General features: G+C 68.7%; 19 protein-coding genes and 1 tRNA gene. 13 read left to right on the forward strand and 7 right to left on the reverse strand.

Annotation, left to right across the window (positions count from 1 at the left end):
* The first annotated feature begins 24 nt into the window (after window positions 1-24).
* Complete coding sequence (locus AWB94_RS13605) at window positions 25-441, forward strand: nuclear transport factor 2 family protein (RefSeq protein ID WP_062655823.1); 417 nt, start codon at window positions 25-27, stop codon at window positions 439-441.
* A gap of 4 nt (window positions 442-445) precedes the next feature.
* Entirely contained in the window at window positions 446-1291 is an 846-nt protein-coding gene (locus AWB94_RS13610) for an SDR family NAD(P)-dependent oxidoreductase (RefSeq protein WP_109762124.1), read from the forward strand.
* On the opposite strand, the gene AWB94_RS13615 is transcribed toward AWB94_RS13610, so the two are convergent.
* Window positions 1288-2268 (reverse strand): Lrp/AsnC family transcriptional regulator, encoded by a 981-nt coding sequence (locus AWB94_RS13615; protein WP_062655824.1) that lies wholly within the window; start codon window positions 2266-2268, stop codon window positions 1288-1290. The two genes, AWB94_RS13610 and AWB94_RS13615, sit on opposite strands and share 4 nt — an antisense overlap.
* A gap of 27 nt (window positions 2269-2295) precedes the next feature.
* Between AWB94_RS13615 and AWB94_RS36110 the strand changes: the two genes are divergently transcribed.
* Window positions 2296-2427 carry a hypothetical protein gene (locus tag AWB94_RS36110; protein ID WP_264021025.1) on the forward strand — a complete coding sequence of 44 codons (132 nt, stop codon included), beginning with the start codon at window positions 2296-2298 and terminating at the stop codon, window positions 2425-2427.
* Entirely contained in the window at window positions 2424-3272 is an 849-nt protein-coding gene (locus AWB94_RS13625; RefSeq protein WP_062655825.1) for an LLM class flavin-dependent oxidoreductase, read from the forward strand. The genes AWB94_RS36110 and AWB94_RS13625 overlap by 4 nt, the downstream gene beginning before the upstream one ends.
* Here the strand turns inward: AWB94_RS13625 and AWB94_RS13630 are convergent.
* On the reverse strand, window positions 3269-4492 hold the full coding sequence (locus AWB94_RS13630; protein WP_062655826.1) for a bifunctional glycosyltransferase family 2/GtrA family protein: 1224 nt from the start codon (window positions 4490-4492) through the stop codon (window positions 3269-3271). The two genes, AWB94_RS13625 and AWB94_RS13630, sit on opposite strands and share 4 nt — an antisense overlap.
* Before the next feature lie 82 nt (window positions 4493-4574).
* On the opposite strand from AWB94_RS13630, the gene AWB94_RS13635 reads away from it, so the two are divergent.
* The gene (locus AWB94_RS13635) at window positions 4575-4979 is read left to right on the forward strand and encodes an HIT family protein (protein WP_062655827.1); all 405 of its coding nucleotides are present in this window, start codon (window positions 4575-4577) and stop codon (window positions 4977-4979) included.
* On the opposite strand, the gene AWB94_RS13640 is transcribed toward AWB94_RS13635, so the two are convergent.
* Together AWB94_RS13640 and AWB94_RS13645 are read right to left on the reverse strand one after the other, a co-directional pair.
* Window positions 4967-6439 (reverse strand): sensor histidine kinase, encoded by a 1473-nt coding sequence (locus AWB94_RS13640; protein WP_062655828.1) that lies wholly within the window; start codon window positions 6437-6439, stop codon window positions 4967-4969. The genes AWB94_RS13635 and AWB94_RS13640 overlap by 13 nt on opposite strands.
* A gap of 59 nt (window positions 6440-6498) precedes the next feature.
* On the reverse strand, window positions 6499-7218 hold the full coding sequence (locus tag AWB94_RS13645; RefSeq protein ID WP_024453738.1) for a response regulator transcription factor: 720 nt from the start codon (window positions 7216-7218) through the stop codon (window positions 6499-6501).
* 136 nt (window positions 7219-7354) lie between these two features.
* Here AWB94_RS13645 and AWB94_RS13650 point away from each other — a divergent pair, with 136 nt between their 5' ends.
* The 3 genes from AWB94_RS13650 (at window position 7355) to AWB94_RS13660 (ending at window position 8931) form a co-directional block, all read left to right on the forward strand.
* Entirely contained in the window at window positions 7355-8383 is a 1029-nt protein-coding gene (locus AWB94_RS13650; RefSeq protein WP_062655829.1) for a hypothetical protein, read from the forward strand.
* Between the two features lie 26 nt (window positions 8384-8409).
* Window positions 8410-8484 (forward strand) — tRNA-Thr (locus AWB94_RS13655).
* 42 nt (window positions 8485-8526) lie between these two features.
* Complete coding sequence (locus tag AWB94_RS13660; RefSeq protein ID WP_062655830.1) at window positions 8527-8931, forward strand: HNH endonuclease; 405 nt, start codon at window positions 8527-8529, stop codon at window positions 8929-8931.
* Here the strand turns inward: AWB94_RS13660 and adhP are convergent.
* Both adhP and AWB94_RS13670 read right to left on the reverse strand, forming a co-directional pair.
* The gene (gene adhP / locus AWB94_RS13665; protein WP_062655831.1) at window positions 8928-9989 is read right to left on the reverse strand and encodes an alcohol dehydrogenase AdhP; all 1062 of its coding nucleotides are present in this window, start codon (window positions 9987-9989) and stop codon (window positions 8928-8930) included. The two genes, AWB94_RS13660 and adhP, sit on opposite strands and share 4 nt — an antisense overlap.
* 70 nt (window positions 9990-10059) lie before the next feature.
* Window positions 10060-10359 carry a type VII secretion target gene (locus tag AWB94_RS13670; RefSeq protein ID WP_062655832.1) on the reverse strand — a complete coding sequence of 100 codons (300 nt, stop codon included), beginning with the start codon at window positions 10357-10359 and terminating at the stop codon, window positions 10060-10062.
* 72 nt (window positions 10360-10431) lie between these two features.
* Here AWB94_RS13670 and AWB94_RS13675 point away from each other — a divergent pair, with 72 nt between their 5' ends.
* From AWB94_RS13675 to AWB94_RS13685, 3 genes are all read left to right on the forward strand, one after another.
* Complete coding sequence (locus AWB94_RS13675) at window positions 10432-10797, forward strand: hypothetical protein (protein ID WP_062655833.1); 366 nt, start codon at window positions 10432-10434, stop codon at window positions 10795-10797.
* Window positions 10798-10892: 95 nt separating this feature from the next.
* Window positions 10893-12998: a DUF4185 domain-containing protein gene (locus AWB94_RS13680; RefSeq protein ID WP_062655834.1), complete on the forward strand. Its 2106-nt coding sequence runs from the start codon at window positions 10893-10895 to the stop codon at window positions 12996-12998.
* Between the two features lie 2 nt (window positions 12999-13000).
* Window positions 13001-13468 (forward strand): hypothetical protein, encoded by a 468-nt coding sequence (locus AWB94_RS13685; RefSeq protein ID WP_062656129.1) that lies wholly within the window; start codon window positions 13001-13003, stop codon window positions 13466-13468.
* Here the strand turns inward: AWB94_RS13685 and AWB94_RS13690 are convergent.
* On the reverse strand, window positions 13465-13737 hold the full coding sequence (locus AWB94_RS13690) for a hypothetical protein (protein ID WP_131805237.1): 273 nt from the start codon (window positions 13735-13737) through the stop codon (window positions 13465-13467). The two genes, AWB94_RS13685 and AWB94_RS13690, sit on opposite strands and share 4 nt — an antisense overlap.
* A gap of 133 nt (window positions 13738-13870) precedes the next feature.
* Here AWB94_RS13690 and AWB94_RS13695 point away from each other — a divergent pair, with 133 nt between their 5' ends.
* Together AWB94_RS13695 and AWB94_RS13700 are read left to right on the forward strand one after the other, a co-directional pair.
* Complete coding sequence (locus AWB94_RS13695) at window positions 13871-15043, forward strand: XdhC family protein (protein ID WP_062656130.1); 1173 nt, start codon at window positions 13871-13873, stop codon at window positions 15041-15043.
* A 120-nt stretch (window positions 15044-15163) separates the two neighbouring features.
* Window positions 15164-15475 carry a DUF732 domain-containing protein gene (locus AWB94_RS13700; RefSeq protein WP_062655836.1) on the forward strand — a complete coding sequence of 104 codons (312 nt, stop codon included), beginning with the start codon at window positions 15164-15166 and terminating at the stop codon, window positions 15473-15475.
* Window positions 15476-15477 lie beyond the last annotated feature (2 nt).

Below are 15477 nucleotides of genomic sequence, written 5' to 3' on the forward strand. Positions count from 1 at the left end.
CCTGACCCGTGCGTTTGGAGAGCCATGTCCGAACCCCCCGTCGTGCGCGCGTCCCAGGCCTCCTGGCGCGCCGTGCAATCCGGTGATCGCGAGGGCTGGCTGGCTCTGATGGCCGACGACGTCCTGGTCGAGGATCCCATCGGGGTGGCGGTGACCAACCCCGACGGCACCGGGGTGCGCGGTAAGCAAGCCCTGGCCGAGTTCTACGACACCAATATCGGGCCGAACCAGCTGACGGTGACCCGCGAGGCGACGTTCCCGTCCAGCTCGCCCAACGAGATCGCCTACATCCTGGTGCTGCGCACCGAATTCCCGAACGGCTTCGTGGCCAGCGTGCGCGGGGTGTTCACCTACCGGGTCGACGACGCGGGCCTGATCACCAACCTGCGCGGCTACTGGAACATGGACGCGATGGAGTTCACCGAGGCGAAGGCCGACTAGCGTGCTGCTGGCCGGGCGGGCGGCCGTCGTGGTCGGCGGGACCCGCGGGATCGGTCTGGCCGTCGCCGAGTTGCTGGCCACCGAGGGCGCGTCGGTGGTGCTCAACGGCCGGGATGCCGACGCCACCGAGGCCGCCGCCCAACGAGTTTCGGGGCTCGGTATCGCCGGCTCACCGTCCGACCCGGCGGTCGCCGACGAACTGATCGATGCGTGCGTGGCCGCCCACGGCCGCATCGACATCCTGGTCAACTGCGCGGGCACCGCCGAGCCCGCCGGATCTTCGATCCTGAACGTGACCTCGGCGCAGTTCCGCGAGCTACTGGACGCGCACCTGCTGACGGCCTTCGAGACGTGCCGGGCCGCCGCACCGCACATGGTTCGGCACGGGGGCGGTGCCATCGTGAACACCAGCTCGTTCGCGTTCCTCGGCGATTACGGCGGGACCGGCTACCCGGCGGGCAAGGGCGGCGTCAACGGGCTGACCCTGGCCATCGCCGCCGAGCTGAAAGAGCATGGCGTGCGGGCCAATGTCGTCTGTCCGGGTGCCCGCACCCGACTTTCGGAGGGTGCCGATTACGAGCGGCACATCGCCGAGCTGAATCGGCGCGGATTGCTCGACGACCTCAGCGCCCAGGGCGCGCTGGACGCCGCGCCGCCGCGATATGTCGCCCCCACCTACGGGTATCTGGTCAGTGATCTGGCCAAGGACGTGAGCGGCCGCATCTTCATCGCGGCCGGCGGATTCATCGGTGAATTCGCCCGTCCGGAGACCGGTTTCATCGCCTACCGGGATCACAAGGACACCACGCCGTACACGATCGACGACGTGCAGCGGTTGATCGGCGGTTAGCTCGCCCCGATCAGCCGGCCGTGGGCGATCAGCGAACCGACCTGTTTGAGCCGCTTGCTGCGGATGCCGACGTCATAGGTCTGGATGTGCTCGACGGTGGCCAGTCGCTCGGCCAGGTAGCGGTAGAGGTGCTCCACGTCGCGACATATCACCACGGCCATGAGGTTGGCCGAACCGCTGACCGCGACGACCGAGGCCACCTCGTCGTGCGCCACGATCTGCTCGGCCACCACGGTGAGATGTCGCGGCGAGGTGGCGATCCAGATTGTCGCGTTGAGCCGGTATCCCAGCAGTTCGGGTAACACATCGAGGTCGTAGGACAGGGTGTCGGAATCTTGTAGTGCCGCCAGCCGGCGCTTGACCCGCGCCGGTGACCATCCGGTGAGTGCGGCCAGCGCGCTGTCCGAGATACGCCCGTCGTCGGCGAGAGCGTCGATCAACCGCTGGTCATCGGGCGACGGTGTGCCGGGTCGGTTCGGGCGTGCGCTCGCCGCCGGTTGCAGCGCGGCGATCTGCTCCGCGCTGAGGGGGCGGCCGTAGCCGGTCCAGTGGGCACTGGATGTCTGCCCGAACACGTTGAGCACCAGGTCCACTCGGACATCGAGCACGGCCGATGTGCGGGGCAACCGGTGCAGCAACCCGTCGCCGGTATCACCGATCGGGGCCCGGACAACGCAGATCAGCTCGGTACCGCCGGACAGCACGTTGGCGTGCGTCACCTCGGGCCAACGCACCAACGCCTCCGCCAGCTTGGGCACGTTGTCCGGTTTGGCGTGCACCCGCACGATCCACTGGCACTCGCCATACACCCTCGGGTTCACCACTCCGATCACCCTGAGTACACCGCCGCGGCGCAGCGCCCGATAGCGCCGGGCGACCGTATGCTCACCGGCGCCGATCACCTCGGCGATCCGCCGGAACGGCGCCCGCGGCGCGATCTGCAGGGCATGCAGAATATGACCGTCCAGGACCTCCATGGTGTCGATAACACTACGTACAGTGCCGTGTCGTTGCCCGTTTTTGCCGATCCGCCGCACACTCGTGGCGTATTTGCCCGGCAGCGGCCGATGCTGGACGCCATGAATCTCACCGACAACACCGTGCTCGCCACCCTCGAAACGAAGGACATGCCGTGAAACTGGGAATCGGATTGCCGAACCACATCGCCGGGGTCCCGGGTGCGAGCATCGCGGAGTGGGCGCGCCGCGCCGAAGCTCGCGGATTCGAATCGCTGTCCACCATCGACCGGCTGTGCTACCCCGGTCTCGACTCGCTGATCGCGCTGGCTGCCGCGGCCGGCACCACCACCGGCATGACACTGGTGACGAATGTCCTTCTCGCCCCAGTGTATCCGGTGGTTCCACTGGCCAAGCAGATCGCCGGCGTGGCGCAGATATCCGGCGGGCGGCTCGTCGTCGGCCTCGGCGTCGGCAACCGGCCCGACGATTACGCAAGCACCGGAGCGGCCTTCGCGCGACGAGGCAAGATCCTCGACGAGCAGATCGAGCAGCTGCGCCGGCTGTGGACCGGTCGCGGTGATGCCGCATTGTGTGCTGCGCCCGTAACGGTTCCACTGCTGTTCGGCGGACGGTCGGCCGCCACGGTCCGGCGGGTGACCACCGTCGGCGACGGCTGGGCCGCGGGCGCCGTCCGTCACTACGGCATCCAGACCGAACTGGTCGCCCGCATCCGGTCCGGCTGGGCGGCCGCCGGGCGCAGCGGCCGCCCGTACCTCCAGGCGTCGGTGAATTTCGGGCTCGGACCCGACGAGACCGTCGCCGCCGGAAAGGCGCACCTGGCAAGGTATTACGGATTCAGCCCCGAGTACGCGCAGGTGAATGTCGACGATATGGTCAGCTCCCCCGACGAGGCCCGCGACACGGTCCGACGGTATCGGGATCTCGGGTTCGACCGGCTGCTGTTCCACCCCACGACCGCCGGGCTCGACCAGCTCGACCGTCTCGCCGACACGATCCTCTAGCGTCGGTGTACCCCGAACACCCGGCGCAGCGCGACGAACCGGACCAGGGTGGCCACCAGGTTCGCGACCACCAGCACCGACAGTTCCACGGCCTTGTCCTTGGTCAACCCGAAGTGGTGCAGCACCAGCAGCGACCCGCTGGTGATCGCCAGCCCGAACAGGAACACCAGCAGACCGCTGGCCTGGTGCCGGGCCACACCGGTGCGCCCGCGGATGCCGAAGGTGAACGCCCGGTTGGCCGTCGTGTTGCCGATCGCGGTGAGCAGCAACGCCGTCAGGTTTGCCGCCTGCGCACCCATCGCCGCGTGCAGCAGGATGAACAGCAGGGCGTAGACGATGGTGCTGATGACGCCGACGATGCAGAACCGGGCCAGCTGCCCCACCAAGCCGGGCGGTACGCCGGGCACCAGCGGCTCGCGCCCGAGGGTGGTCTGCAACTCGCGCAGGGGCAGCGCACCGGATGCCAGCGCTCGACCGACCCGCCAACAGCCCTTGAGGTCGTCGATCGCCGTGGCGATGACGTCGACCCGGGAATCCGGGTCGTCGACCCAGTCGACCGGGACCTCGTGGATGCGCAGGCCGGCCCGTTCGGCGATCACCAGCAGTTCGGTGTCGAAGAACCAGCCGGTGTCGACCACCAACGGCAGCAATTGCCGGGCGACGTCGGCGCGCACCGCCTTGAATCCGCACTGCGCATCGGAGAATTGCGCACCGAGGGCGCCCCGGAGAATGAAATTGTATGAGCGGGAGATGAATTCACGCTTCGGTCCGCGCACCACCCGGGCCGAGGCGGCCAGCCGCGATCCGATGGCCACATCGGAATGTCCGGAGATCAGCGGAGCCACCAGCGGCATCAGCGCCGAGAGACCGGTCGACAGGTCGACGTCCATGTACGCCACCACGATGGCCGGTGAGGTCATCCATGCCGTGTACAGCGCGCCACCGCGGCCCTTGCGGTCCAGATGGATGACCTCGACGCCGGGCAGTTCGCCGGCCAGCCGCCGGGCCACCGCCAGCGTCGAATCGGTACTGGCGTTGTCGGCCACCGTGATCCGGGTCGGGTAGGGCACCTGCTCGGTGAGGTAGCGATGCAGCCGGGTGACGCAAGCGGGCAGCGCCCGCTCCTCGTCGTAGACCGGGATGACGATGTCGAGAACCGGGGTGTCCTGCGCATCCCGGAACCGGCCTCCGTCAGCCTGGGCGCGAGCCAGCTCCGTCATATCGTTCACACTCGCGTAACAAGCTGCCACGGCACTGCCGTGCCCCTGGGAGCTTGCTGCACCGTGGCTATGCTCGGTACCCATGGCGACCGTCTTCACCAAGATCATCAACGGGGAACTCCCCGGCCGTTTCGTCTACCAGGACGACGAGGTGGTGGCGTTCCTGACCATCGAACCCATGACGCAGGGCCACACCCTGGTGGTGCCGCGGGCCGAGGTGGACAACTGGCAGGACCTGGATCCCGCGGTGTTCGACAAGGTGATGTCGGTGTCCCAGCTGATCGGCAAGGCGGTGACGAGGGCGTTCGATGCCGAACGAGCCGGCCTCATCATCGCCGGGCTGGAGGTGCCGCATCTGCACGTGCACGTGTTCCCGGCGCGCAACCTCAGCGATTTCGGGTTCGCCAACGTGGACCGCAACCCGTCACCGGAATCGCTCGACGACGCGCAGGCCAGGATCAAGGCGGCGCTGGCTCAGCTCACCTGAGCCGCATCCGGGGTGGGCTCGGCTATCGGGGCGGCCGCAGTGCTGATTTCGGCGATGCGCGGCAGGTTCACCCGGAACTCGCAGCCGTGTCCGGGAGCGGTTTGCACCGAGACCGTCCCACCGTGGGCATACACCAGCGAATCGACGATGGACAGCCCGAGTCCGGTGCCGCCGCTGGCGCGCGTGCGTGACGAGTCCGCCCGGTAGAACCGTTCGAAGACCCGTTGGGCGTCCTCACTACTCATCCCCGGCCCCTCGTCGCAGACCTCCAGCACCGCATGATCACCGTCGGTGCCGACGCGCACCGTGATGCCCGCGGATTCCGGGGTGTGCTGCAGGGCGTTGGCCACCAGGTTGCTCAGCACCTGGCGCAGCCGCGCCTCGTCGCCGAGCACCTCCGGCGTGCCGGGACCGTCGAACACCTCCATCCGGATGCGCCGGGCGGGGGCCACCGATTGCGCATCGTGCACGGCATCGCTGGCCAGCGCCAACAGGTCCACCCGGTTGCGTTCCAAGGGCCGTTGCACATCCAGGCGGGCCAGCAACAGCAGGTCTTCGACCAACAGGCCCATCCGGCGGGCCTCGCTCTCGATACGACCCATCAGCATGTCCACATCCCGCGCCGCGCCCTGGCGGTACAGCTCCGCGTAGCCGCGGATGGTGGTCAGCGGGGTGCGCAGTTCGTGGCTGGCGTCGGTGATGAAGCGACGCATGCGCTCCTCGGAACCGCGCGCCTGCTCGGCCGAGGCGTCCGAGGAGGCCACGGCGCGCTGGATCTGGGCCAGCATGCCGTTGAGCGCCAGCGACAGCCGGCCCACCTCGGTGCGCGGATCACGTTGCGGCACACGACGTTCCAGCTCGCCCGCGGCGATGGCGGCCGCGGTCTGCTCGACCTCCACCAGCGGCCGCAGGCTGCGGTGCACCACGGCGAAGCCGGCCACCCCCAGCACCAACAGCACGGCCACGCCGATACCGACCTGGGCGTAGATCAGCGCGCGCACGGTGGACTGCACTTCCGACAGGTCGATCGCAACAGTGGTCAGCTCACCGTGCGGGCCGCGGACCGTCATGGCGCGCCACTCCACGCGCGACCCGTCGACGGACCCGACGGTCACCGGCACCGGGCCGACATTGTTGTCGTCGGGCAGGTCGGGTTCGGCGTCGCGGTCGTTGACCGCCATCCAGATGTGCCCGTCGGGGCCGATCCCCCGGACGTAGAAGTTCGACGGCGGCCGGGCCGGGTTGGGATCTTCGGTGGGCTGGGTCGGCATCCGGCGGGGCGCCTGCGCCCAGCTGCGGGACGCGTCCAGCAGCGTCTGGTCGATCCGGTCCACCTCGGTGTGCGACATGATCGAGGTGACCGCGACGCCCGAGGCGAGCAACCCGAACGCCACCAGCACCAGGGTCGCGGCCACCAGGCCAACCCGCAGCGGCACGCCGCGCCGGCGATTGTCGGTCATGTACTCATTGTTGGCCGGGATGGCCCGGCCGTCCGGCTGTTCCCGAATCGTCGGCGCAATCAGCGCGGTTCGCGCAGGACGTAGCCGACCCCGCGCAGCGTGTGCAGCAGCCGCTTCTCACCAGTGTCGATCTTGCGACGCAGGTAGGACACATAGGACTCGACGACGTTGACGTCGCCGCCGAAGTCGTAGCGCCACACGTGGTCGAGGATCTTCGGCTTGGACAGCACGGTGCCGGCGTTGATGATGAAGTAACGCAGCAGGGTGAACTCGGTCGGCGACAGCGAGACCGGCTCACCGGCCTTCCACACCTCGTGGGTGTCCTCGTCGAGTTCGATATCGGCGAACGTCAGCCGGGCATTGCGCGGTTCCTCGATACCGCGCCCGGTGCGCCGCAGGATGACCCGGAGCCGGGCCACCACCTCTTCGAGGCTGAACGGTTTGGTGACGTAGTCGTCCCCGCCCAGGGTCAGCCCGGCGATCTTGTCCTGCAGGGTGTCCCGTGCGGTGAGGAACAGGGCCGGGGCGTCGATACCGTCGGCCCGCAGCCGACGCAGCACCCCGAAGCCGTCCATGCCGGGCATCATCACGTCCAGGATCACCGCATCCGGCTTGACCTCGCGGGCCTTGTCCAGAGCAGCCGGCCCGTTGGACGCGGTATGCACCTCGAACCCTTGGAACTTCAGACTCACCGAGAGCAGCTCGACGATATTGACCTCGTCGTCCACCACGAGGATCCGTGCTTCGGGAATGCTTTCAGGTACCGCCGCCATAGCCATACAACTACTGTCCACCCGCCGTTTGAACTCAACCTGCATATCAACTGTGAGATTCCTGGGAACCTGGGAGTCCGATGTGAGGGTAACCGCCCTGGACTGGCCCCGCGCCCCGCGCGCCCGGACCTAGACTGGCGCCATGAACCTCGGCAACACCGTCGTGCAGTTAGCCACGGCTCCGGTGCGCCTTGGGCTTGCCGTTGCCGACCTGGGACTGAGCATAGCCGGTGGCACGCTCAAGACGGTGCAGCGTTCGCTGAACGATCCGGCCGCGATGAGCGGCGGGGCCACCTCCTTCGCCGGCATGCTCGGCCTCGATGACGCGGTGGACCGTGCCAACCGGCTGGCCCGGCTGATGGACGACGACGCCCCGCTGGGGCGAGCGCTGGCGCAGGACGGGCCGCTCAACCAGCTGCTCCGGCCGGGCGGCATGGTCGACCAGCTCACCGCCCCCGGCGGCCTGCTGGACCGGCTCACCGCCGAGAACGGGCCGGTGGCTCGCGCCCTGGCCAAGGACGGCCTGATCGACCAGGTCACCGCCGAGGGCGGGCTGATGGACCGGTTGACCGCCGAGGGCGGCGTGGTGTCCCGGGTGATCGCCCCTGGCGGTCTCGCCGACCGGCTGCTCGCCGAGGACGGCGTGGTGGAGCGCGCGCTGCGCCCGGACGGTGTCGCCGACCAACTGCTGGCCGAGAACGGGCCGGTGGGTCGCGCCTTGGCGCCCGGTGGGCTGGTCGAACAGGTCACCGCCGAGGGCGGGCTGATCGACCGACTCACCACCGACAGCGGGGCCCTGTCCCGCGTGATCGCCCCCGGCGGCCTGGCCGACCAGCTGCTCGCCGACGACGGGCTCATCGAACGGGTGCTGCGTGAGGACGGGGTGGCCGACAAGTTGCTGGCCGAGGGCGGCCTGCTCGACACGCTGACCGACCCGGACGGTCCCCTGCTCAAACTGGCCGACGTCGCGGACACCCTGAACCGGCTGACGCCGGGACTGGAAGCGCTCGCCCCCACCATCGACGCACTGCACGAGGCGGTCATCACGCTGAGTCAGGTGGTGAACCCGCTGAGCAATATCGCCGGCCGGATCCCGCTGCCGCGGCAACGGGGCCGGCGTGCCACGCCTCGCCCGGTCACCTCGCAACGGGTCATCGAGCACGAGGACTGACCCGCTAAGCTGTACGACGTTCCACTGCCTCCGTAGCTCAGTGGTAGAGCACCCGCCTTGTAAGCGGAAGGCCGTCAGTTCAATCCTGACCGGGGGCTCCACACGGCATCCGACTTGTCGGTGCCTGCCCGTAAGTTCGGCCCATGAGACTCTGCCTGGGCTGCGGCGTAGAACTCACCCGGCGCAGCCAAAAACTCTACTGCAGTAACCCATGTCAGGTTTCTTCTCGACGTGCCGCACGAACGAACCTCTGGCTGGAGTCCGGCGAAGGCAGGACCGGTTCTCTCCCAGGCCACTACATCCGCACGTACCTCGCCGAAGCCCAATCTGGCTGCTGCGCGATCTGCGGCGGGGATAGCACCTGGCAAGGGCTGCCTCTGGTCCTGGTCTTGGACCACATCGACGGCAACCCCACCAACAACCGCCGGGAGAACCTCCGCCTGGTGTGCCCGAACTGCGATTCGCAACTGCCCACCTACAAGAGCCGCAACCGCGGCAACGGCCGCAGCTACCGCAGGCAGCGTTACGCCGACGGACTGTCGTACTAGCGGTAGTCGATCACGATGCGGCCGTCGATCTGGCCGGCCTCCATCCGGGCGAACACGTCGTTGATGTCCTCCAGTCGCGCGGTGTGCACGGTCGGGTGGATCAAGCCACGGGCGTAGAAGTCCAGAGCCTCGGCCATGTCCTGGCGGGTGCCGACGATCGATCCGCGAATGGTCAGGCCTTTGAGCACGATGTCGAAGATCGGGGCCGGGAATTCGCCGGGAGGTAGCCCGATGAACACGATCGTGCCGCCGCGGCGCGCCAGCCCGATCGCCTGCCCGAAGGCCTGCGGGTGCACCGCGGTCACCAACACACCGTGCACCCCGCCGGTCGCCTTCTGCACCTCGGCGACGACGTCGGCGGTCCGGGCGTTGACGGTGACTTCGGCACCGAGGCGGGTGGCCAGGGCGAGCTTGGTGTCGTCGACGTCCACCGCGACCACCCGCAGGCCCATGGCCCGGGCATACTGCACCGCGATGTGGCCCAGCCCGCCGATGCCCGAGATGGCCACCCACTGGCCGGGCCGGGTGTCGGTGACCTTGAGGCCCTTGTAGACGGTGACGCCGGCGCACAGGATGGGTGCGACCTCGAGCGGGTCGGCACCGTCGGGGATGCGGGCCGCGTGGGCGGCTTCGACCAGCATGAAGGAGCCGAAGCTGCCATTGACGGTGTAGCCACCGTTGCGCTGGCTCTCGCAGAGGGTTTCCCACCCGGTACGGCAGTACTCGCAGCGGCCGCAGGCCGACCAGAGCCAGGCGTTGCCGACCTTGTCACCGACCTTCAGGTCGTCGACGCCGGCGCCGAGCGCGACGACGGTGCCGCACCCCTCATGCCCGGGAACGAAGGGAGGCGTCGGCTTGACGGGCCAATCACCATGTGCGGCATGCAAATCCGTGTGGCACACGCCGGAGGTTTCGAGCTTGACCAGTACCTCACCGTAGCCGGGGGTGGGCAGATCAAGCTGTTCCACCTGCAGTGGCTCACCGAAGCCGGTGACGACGGCGGCATGCATGACATTGGTGGTGGCTGAGTCGGCGGGAGTGTGCAAGGTGCTGGTCATGAGGACATTCCAGTCCGGAAAAAGATCAGCCAGTAGGGTCTTTGGGCCCCGATCGCCGGCCAAAGGCCCCTCAGCGCAAGGAGTCGCCCAGCCGGCCGCCGAGTTCTTCGTCGGCCTGCTGATAGGCCGCCGCCGCGGCCGTCAAACTGCTTGCGTACGTGATCAATCCACCATGCAGAGTGTCCGCCGCCGAGTCGAGCGCCTCAGCGGCGAATCGGCTGGCCGCACCCGAGGCCATATCGGTCATCCCGTCGGCCGCCCCGGCCAACGCGGCGCCGATATCGAGATTCGCCACCGTCGCCGCCACACCGGACTGCGCCGCCGCCGCGGCCTGCAAGGCCGCCGGATCGACATGCAGCGGTGCGGTCATGCGGTCCAGTCTAAGGTCGGCGTGGAGTACCGGGTCGCACCTCTTCCCGGCTCCGGACAAGGAGGAACCGTCATGGCCGAGGCCGCATTCTGGGTGGCGTGGGGGCTGCCGACCCGGGGCCGCGAGACGACCGCGCTGGGCCTGCTGAAGAAGTCACGCGACTACCTGCAGCAGGCAGCGCGGGACGGCCGGATCGAACGATTCGAGACGGTCATCCTGCGCCCACAGAGCCCCGAACTGGGCGGCTTCTTCCTGATCCAGGGCAGCACGGGCCAGATCGACGCGCTGCGCCGCGATCCCGGCTTCGAGACCTGGGTCAACCAGGTCCAGCTGGTCGCCGATCGGGTTGCGGCGGTGGATGCCTGGGTGGATGCCGGGATCGACGAGGCGATCGGGCTCTACGAGGAGGCGCTCCGCGAAGCCGGACTGAGTGACTGAGTGGTTCGGCGTAACAAATATTGTCGCCGCTGCGAATATGGGTGGGGTTGCACAAACGGGTTGACCGCCCCGGGCGATTGACGGAGGACGCACGCATGGGCGCAGCAGCGCATATCGGTCGGGTCGGCGGTTTGGCGGTGGCGCTGGGCGTGGGCACCGCGATCGCGACGGGTCACGGGATCGCGGCGGCCGACGACACCGGCACGTCCGGCGGTCAGTCCGCGGGCACGCAATCCTCGTCCAGCGGCACGACCGGCGGCGCCAAGGCAACGGACACCAAGGCCAGCGACACCAAGCCTACCGATACCAGGCCCCCCGGCACCACGTCGACGGAGCCGGCCGGCACCAAGACCACCGGGGTCAGCGCCCAGACCAACACCGGCACGTCCACCAAACCGGACCCCGAAATCGAGCCGGACCCCGAGACCAAACCGGAGACCAAACCGGACACCGAGTCCAAGCCGGGGACAGCGCCCGAGCCGGAGTCCGACACCGAATCCCCGGAGCCGGAAAAGCAGGCCCCGAAACCGGCCAAACCCAAGAAGACGGCCCGCACCGAGAACAAGAGCACCACCGAAACCAAGAGCACCGCCGAGGACAAGACCGCCAAGACCCCGGCCGCCGCGGACCCCTCGCCCGCCGCGTCGAAGACGTCCACCACGTCGACCGCGGCGGTGTCGGCCACGGTGCAACCCGCCGCCTCGGTTGCCGTCTTCGCCAACGCACGGTCGCTGGCGGCGGCCACGTCACCCACGTCGGCCGCCCCGGCACCCGTGCCCATCCCGGACGTGCTGCGCAAACCGGTCACCACGGTGCTCAAGGCGGTGTCCGGGGTACTGGACTGGGCACTGAGTTTCGCACCGAACTCGCCGGCCCAGCCGGTGCTGGGCTGGACGCTGCTGGCCTTCGCCCGCCGCGAGGTGGAGAACCTGTTGACCGCGATCAACCCGAAGAGCGCGGCCGCCACCGGCGGCGTCGCCACCGATACCACCAGCCTGGCGCTGGCCGCGGCCGCCATGAATCCGCGCCCCGGCTTCCCCTACCCCGGTCAGCAGCTGAGCCCGTCGACCAGCTTCGTCGACTGGGTCACCGGCAACTTCGTCCCGAACGACACCTACACCCGGTTCGGCATCTGGGGCACCGACGTCGGCACCATGTGGGACAACGGTATTGCCGACGACCCGAGCACCCCGATCAACGAGCACCAGGTCCTCATCGCGTTCGGCGACACCTTCGGTGGCCCCAACATGACGGGCACCTGGCGCCTCAACACGCTGTTCCGCAGCTCCGACACCGATCTGTCCAACGGGATGAGCATTCCGAACGGCCAATGGCTCAACGGCAACATGTTCGGCGGGGCGCCACTGTGGGGCGAGACCTACGCCCGCCAGATCATCCTGCCCGAGCGCCTTCCCGCCGGACTGCCCACCGGGGTGACGTTGATCCCCACCGCCGGGATCTCGGTGCCCACCCCGGGCACGAAATACGGTGCGACGCAGTATCTCAGCTTCATGTCCGTCAAACAGTGGGGCGCTGCGGGACAGTGGACCACCAACTACTCGGCGATCGCCTACTCCGAGGACAACGGCGAGAACTGGTACATCGCCCCCAAGAGCGTGCGCACCAATTTCGGCGGGAACGCCAAGTTTCAGCAGGCCGCGCTGGTGCGTCCCGGCGACGGCTACGTCTATTCCTACGGCACGCCCAACGGCAGGCAGGGTTCGGCCTATGTGTCGCGGGTGCTGGAGAAGGACATCCTCGACGCCAGCAAGTACGAGTTCTACAGCAAGGGGAGCAAGGGCGGGATCTTCGGGATCGGTGCCTATCCCGCCGGCTGGTACAAGAACGACCCGTCCAAGGCCAGCCCGGTATTCGGCCAGGAGAAGGGGGCCTGCGGCATCGCCAAACCCGGCAACCAGGTCAGTGAGATGTCGGTGCAGTACAACCAGACGCTGAACAAGTACGTGGCGCTGCACGCCGACCAGTTCAACAACATCATCCTGCGCACGGCCGACAGCCCAGCGGGCACCTGGTCGGCGCCGACGGTACTGATGACGCAGCAGAACGGCGGGATCTACGCCCCGATGCTGCATCCGTGGTCGCCGTCCACGGCCGGCACGGGCACCGACCTGTACTGGAACCTGTCGCTGTGGAGCGAGTACAACGTCATGTTGATGAAAACCGACCTGACCAAGCTGTGACCATGCTGGCCCGGCTGCTCGTCCTGTTCGCCACCGCCCTGGCCGTTCCGGCCATCGCCTCGGCCGACCCCGTTGTGCCACAACAGGACTCCCCATGCACACCCGATCTCGGCGGTGCCGCCACGCTGCCGTACGGGCGGTCCCTGCCGCTGGTGTGCCAGGACTCGCGGTGGCAGGCCCTCACCGCACCCGGGGATCCCAGCGATCGCTGGGTCAGCTTCGGGCCTCCCATGGCCCTGCACGGCGAAGGCCTGCGTAATCCGAATCTGAGCTCCGGCGCCTGGACGGCGACGCCACTGGACCCGCAAGCCCAATGCGCCGCCACCCAGCATGCGGTGGTCAGCGCCGGCGTGGTCGGCCCGCCCGTCACCGCGAAAGGTGAACCCGGCCAGCCACTTTCATTTCAAGTACTGCCCAGCCTGTTCGATATCACGATGACCGGGCACTGCCTATGGACGCGTACCGGCTAAGGGCACACGGTGACGTGCCCCAACGGACCCGTCACGCACGGCAGATAGATACCCGGCCCGTAGTCCCAGCCGCGATGCCTGCCGTTGTCCCAGCGCCAGTCGTCACCGTGGCCGTGCCCCCAACCGCGGTCTTCGGCAAACGGCGCCGACGGTGCCGCGGCGGTGGCCGTCGCGGTACCCACACCCAGTGCGCCCATTCCCAATGCGCCGACGATCGCCGCCCCCGTGGCGAACTTGCGCAGCCCGTTCATCACAACCTCCAACACCATCTGCAATCGGTCGAACACATCCCCGACCCACCCATTAACCGACGCCCGGCGGCGCGGCGAAATTCCCGCGGCGCTGAACCGGCAAGCACCGCCGTCAGCGCCGGCATGGCCGCCTGCCCCTAAACTCCAGATGGTGCGCGAGGTTCTCGACGACCTGATGGCCATCTGGCGATCCGGCGGCACCGCCGGGCTGGCCACGGTGGTGCGCACGATCAAGTCCGCGCCGCGCCCGGCCGGTGCCGCCCTGGTGGTCGCACCCGACGGCAGCGTGGCCGGATCGGTCTCGGGCGGCTGTGTCGAAGGCGCGGTGTACGAACTGGCCACCGAGGTGGTCGACGCCGGACGTCCCGAATTGCAGCGCTACGGGATCAGTGACGACGATGCCTTCGCTGTCGGGCTGACCTGCGGCGGCTTACTCGACGTGTTCGTGGAGCCGGTGTCGCAGAAGACGTTTCCCGAACTCGGGGCGGTCGCCGAGGCGATCGGTGCGCACCGGCCGATCGCGGTGGCCACGGTGATCGCCCACCCCGACCGGTCCCGGCTGGGCCGGCGGCTGGTCGTCGATCCCGACCGGCATCTGGGCACCCTGGGGTCCGAGCGTGCCGATGCGGCAGTCGTCGACGACGCCCGGGGACTGCTGGTGGCCGGCCGCACCGCGGTGCTGTCCTATGGGCCCGACGGCGAGCGCCTGGACGAAAGCTCCGGTGTGACCGATACCGGAATGGAGGTGTTCGTCGCCAGTTACGCGCCCAGGCCGCGCATGCTCATCATCGGCGCGATCGACTTCGCCGCCGCCCTCGCCCAGCAGGCCGCCTTCCTCGGCTACCGCGTCACGGTGTGTGACGCCCGCCCGGTGTTCGCCACCCCGGCCCGCTTCCCCGCCGCCGATCAGGTGGTGGTCGACTGGCCGGACCGGTATCTGCGCGGGCAGCAGGAACTCGGGGAGATCGACGGGCGCACCGCGATCTGCGTGCTCACCCACGACCCCAAGTTCGATGTGCCCGCCCTGGGGGTGGCGCTGCGGCTACCGCAGGTCGGCTATGTGGGCGCCATGGGATCGCGGCGCACCCACCTGGACAGATTGGCCAGACTGGTGGAGGCCGGACTGAACGAGGCCGACCTGGACCGGCTGTCCAGCCCGATCGGGCTGGATCTGGGCGCCCGGACGCCGGAGGAGACAGCGGTCTCCATCGTGGCCGAGATCATCGCGCGGCGCTGGGGCGGCGGTGGCCGCCCGCTGACCGCCGTCGACGGCAGAATCCACCACGAATTGGCCGGCCGCCCGCCCATGACCAGCACCACGTAGCCACGGATGGCCCGGGGCCGGCCGTAACGTGGGCGCCGGCTCCGGCGATACTCCTCACGACGCTCGCCCGCAGCACCTGCGGGCAGACTCCGGACCGATGCAGACGGAATGGGAAGACCGATGACGATCAAGCGCACCCTGGCCGCGGCACTCCTCGCCGCGGGCGCCATGACCGCCCTTGCGGTTCCGGCCGCGGCCGACGACAGCACCGATCAGCAGTTCCTGATGGCCCTGGACCAGCTCAAGATCAACGTGGGCAGCGACGCGAAGGCGATCAGTGTCGCGCACTCGGCCTGCGGGGTGCTGTTCCGCGGCAAGCCGCTGTCCTACGCGCTGTACAGCATCAAGAACCAGACCGACCTGTCCGACGATCAGGCCACCAAGTTCGGTGGCGCGGCGCTGCGCATGTACTGCCCCAAATACCTGCCCTGATC

The sequence above is a fragment of the Mycolicibacterium canariasense genome, assembly GCF_002101555.1.
GTDB classification, from domain to species: Bacteria; Actinomycetota; Actinomycetes; order Mycobacteriales; family Mycobacteriaceae; genus Mycobacterium; species Mycobacterium canariasense.

Excerpts from the sequence above, each read along its gene's own strand:
- AWB94_RS13605 (WP_062655823.1), top strand. The coding sequence starts at position 25 with ATGTCCGAACCCCCCGTCGTGCGCGCGTCCCAGGCCTCCTGGCGCGCC.
- AWB94_RS13670 (WP_062655832.1), bottom strand. The coding sequence starts at position 10,359 with ATGACCGCACCGCTGCATGTCGATCCGGCGGCCTTGCAGGCCGCGGCG.
- AWB94_RS13635 (WP_062655827.1), top strand. The coding sequence starts at position 4,575 with ATGGCGACCGTCTTCACCAAGATCATCAACGGGGAACTCCCCGGCCGT.
- AWB94_RS13640 (WP_062655828.1), bottom strand. The coding sequence starts at position 6,439 with ATGACCGACAATCGCCGGCGCGGCGTGCCGCTGCGGGTTGGCCTGGTG.
- adhP (WP_062655831.1), bottom strand. The coding sequence starts at position 9,989 with ATGACCAGCACCTTGCACACTCCCGCCGACTCAGCCACCACCAATGTC.
- AWB94_RS13630 (WP_062655826.1), bottom strand. The coding sequence starts at position 4,492 with ATGACGGAGCTGGCTCGCGCCCAGGCTGACGGAGGCCGGTTCCGGGAT.
- AWB94_RS13685 (WP_062656129.1), top strand. The coding sequence starts at position 13,001 with ATGCTGGCCCGGCTGCTCGTCCTGTTCGCCACCGCCCTGGCCGTTCCG.
- AWB94_RS13680 (WP_062655834.1), top strand. The coding sequence starts at position 10,893 with ATGGGCGCAGCAGCGCATATCGGTCGGGTCGGCGGTTTGGCGGTGGCG.
- AWB94_RS13650 (WP_062655829.1), top strand. The coding sequence starts at position 7,355 with ATGAACCTCGGCAACACCGTCGTGCAGTTAGCCACGGCTCCGGTGCGC.
- AWB94_RS13675 (WP_062655833.1), top strand. The coding sequence starts at position 10,432 with ATGGCCGAGGCCGCATTCTGGGTGGCGTGGGGGCTGCCGACCCGGGGC.
- AWB94_RS13645 (WP_024453738.1), bottom strand. The coding sequence starts at position 7,218 with ATGGCTATGGCGGCGGTACCTGAAAGCATTCCCGAAGCACGGATCCTC.
- AWB94_RS13690 (WP_131805237.1), bottom strand. The coding sequence starts at position 13,737 with ATGGTGTTGGAGGTTGTGATGAACGGGCTGCGCAAGTTCGCCACGGGG.
- AWB94_RS13700 (WP_062655836.1), top strand. The coding sequence starts at position 15,164 with ATGACGATCAAGCGCACCCTGGCCGCGGCACTCCTCGCCGCGGGCGCC.
- AWB94_RS13660 (WP_062655830.1), top strand. The coding sequence starts at position 8,527 with ATGAGACTCTGCCTGGGCTGCGGCGTAGAACTCACCCGGCGCAGCCAA.
- AWB94_RS13615 (WP_062655824.1), bottom strand. The coding sequence starts at position 2,268 with ATGGAGGTCCTGGACGGTCATATTCTGCATGCCCTGCAGATCGCGCCG.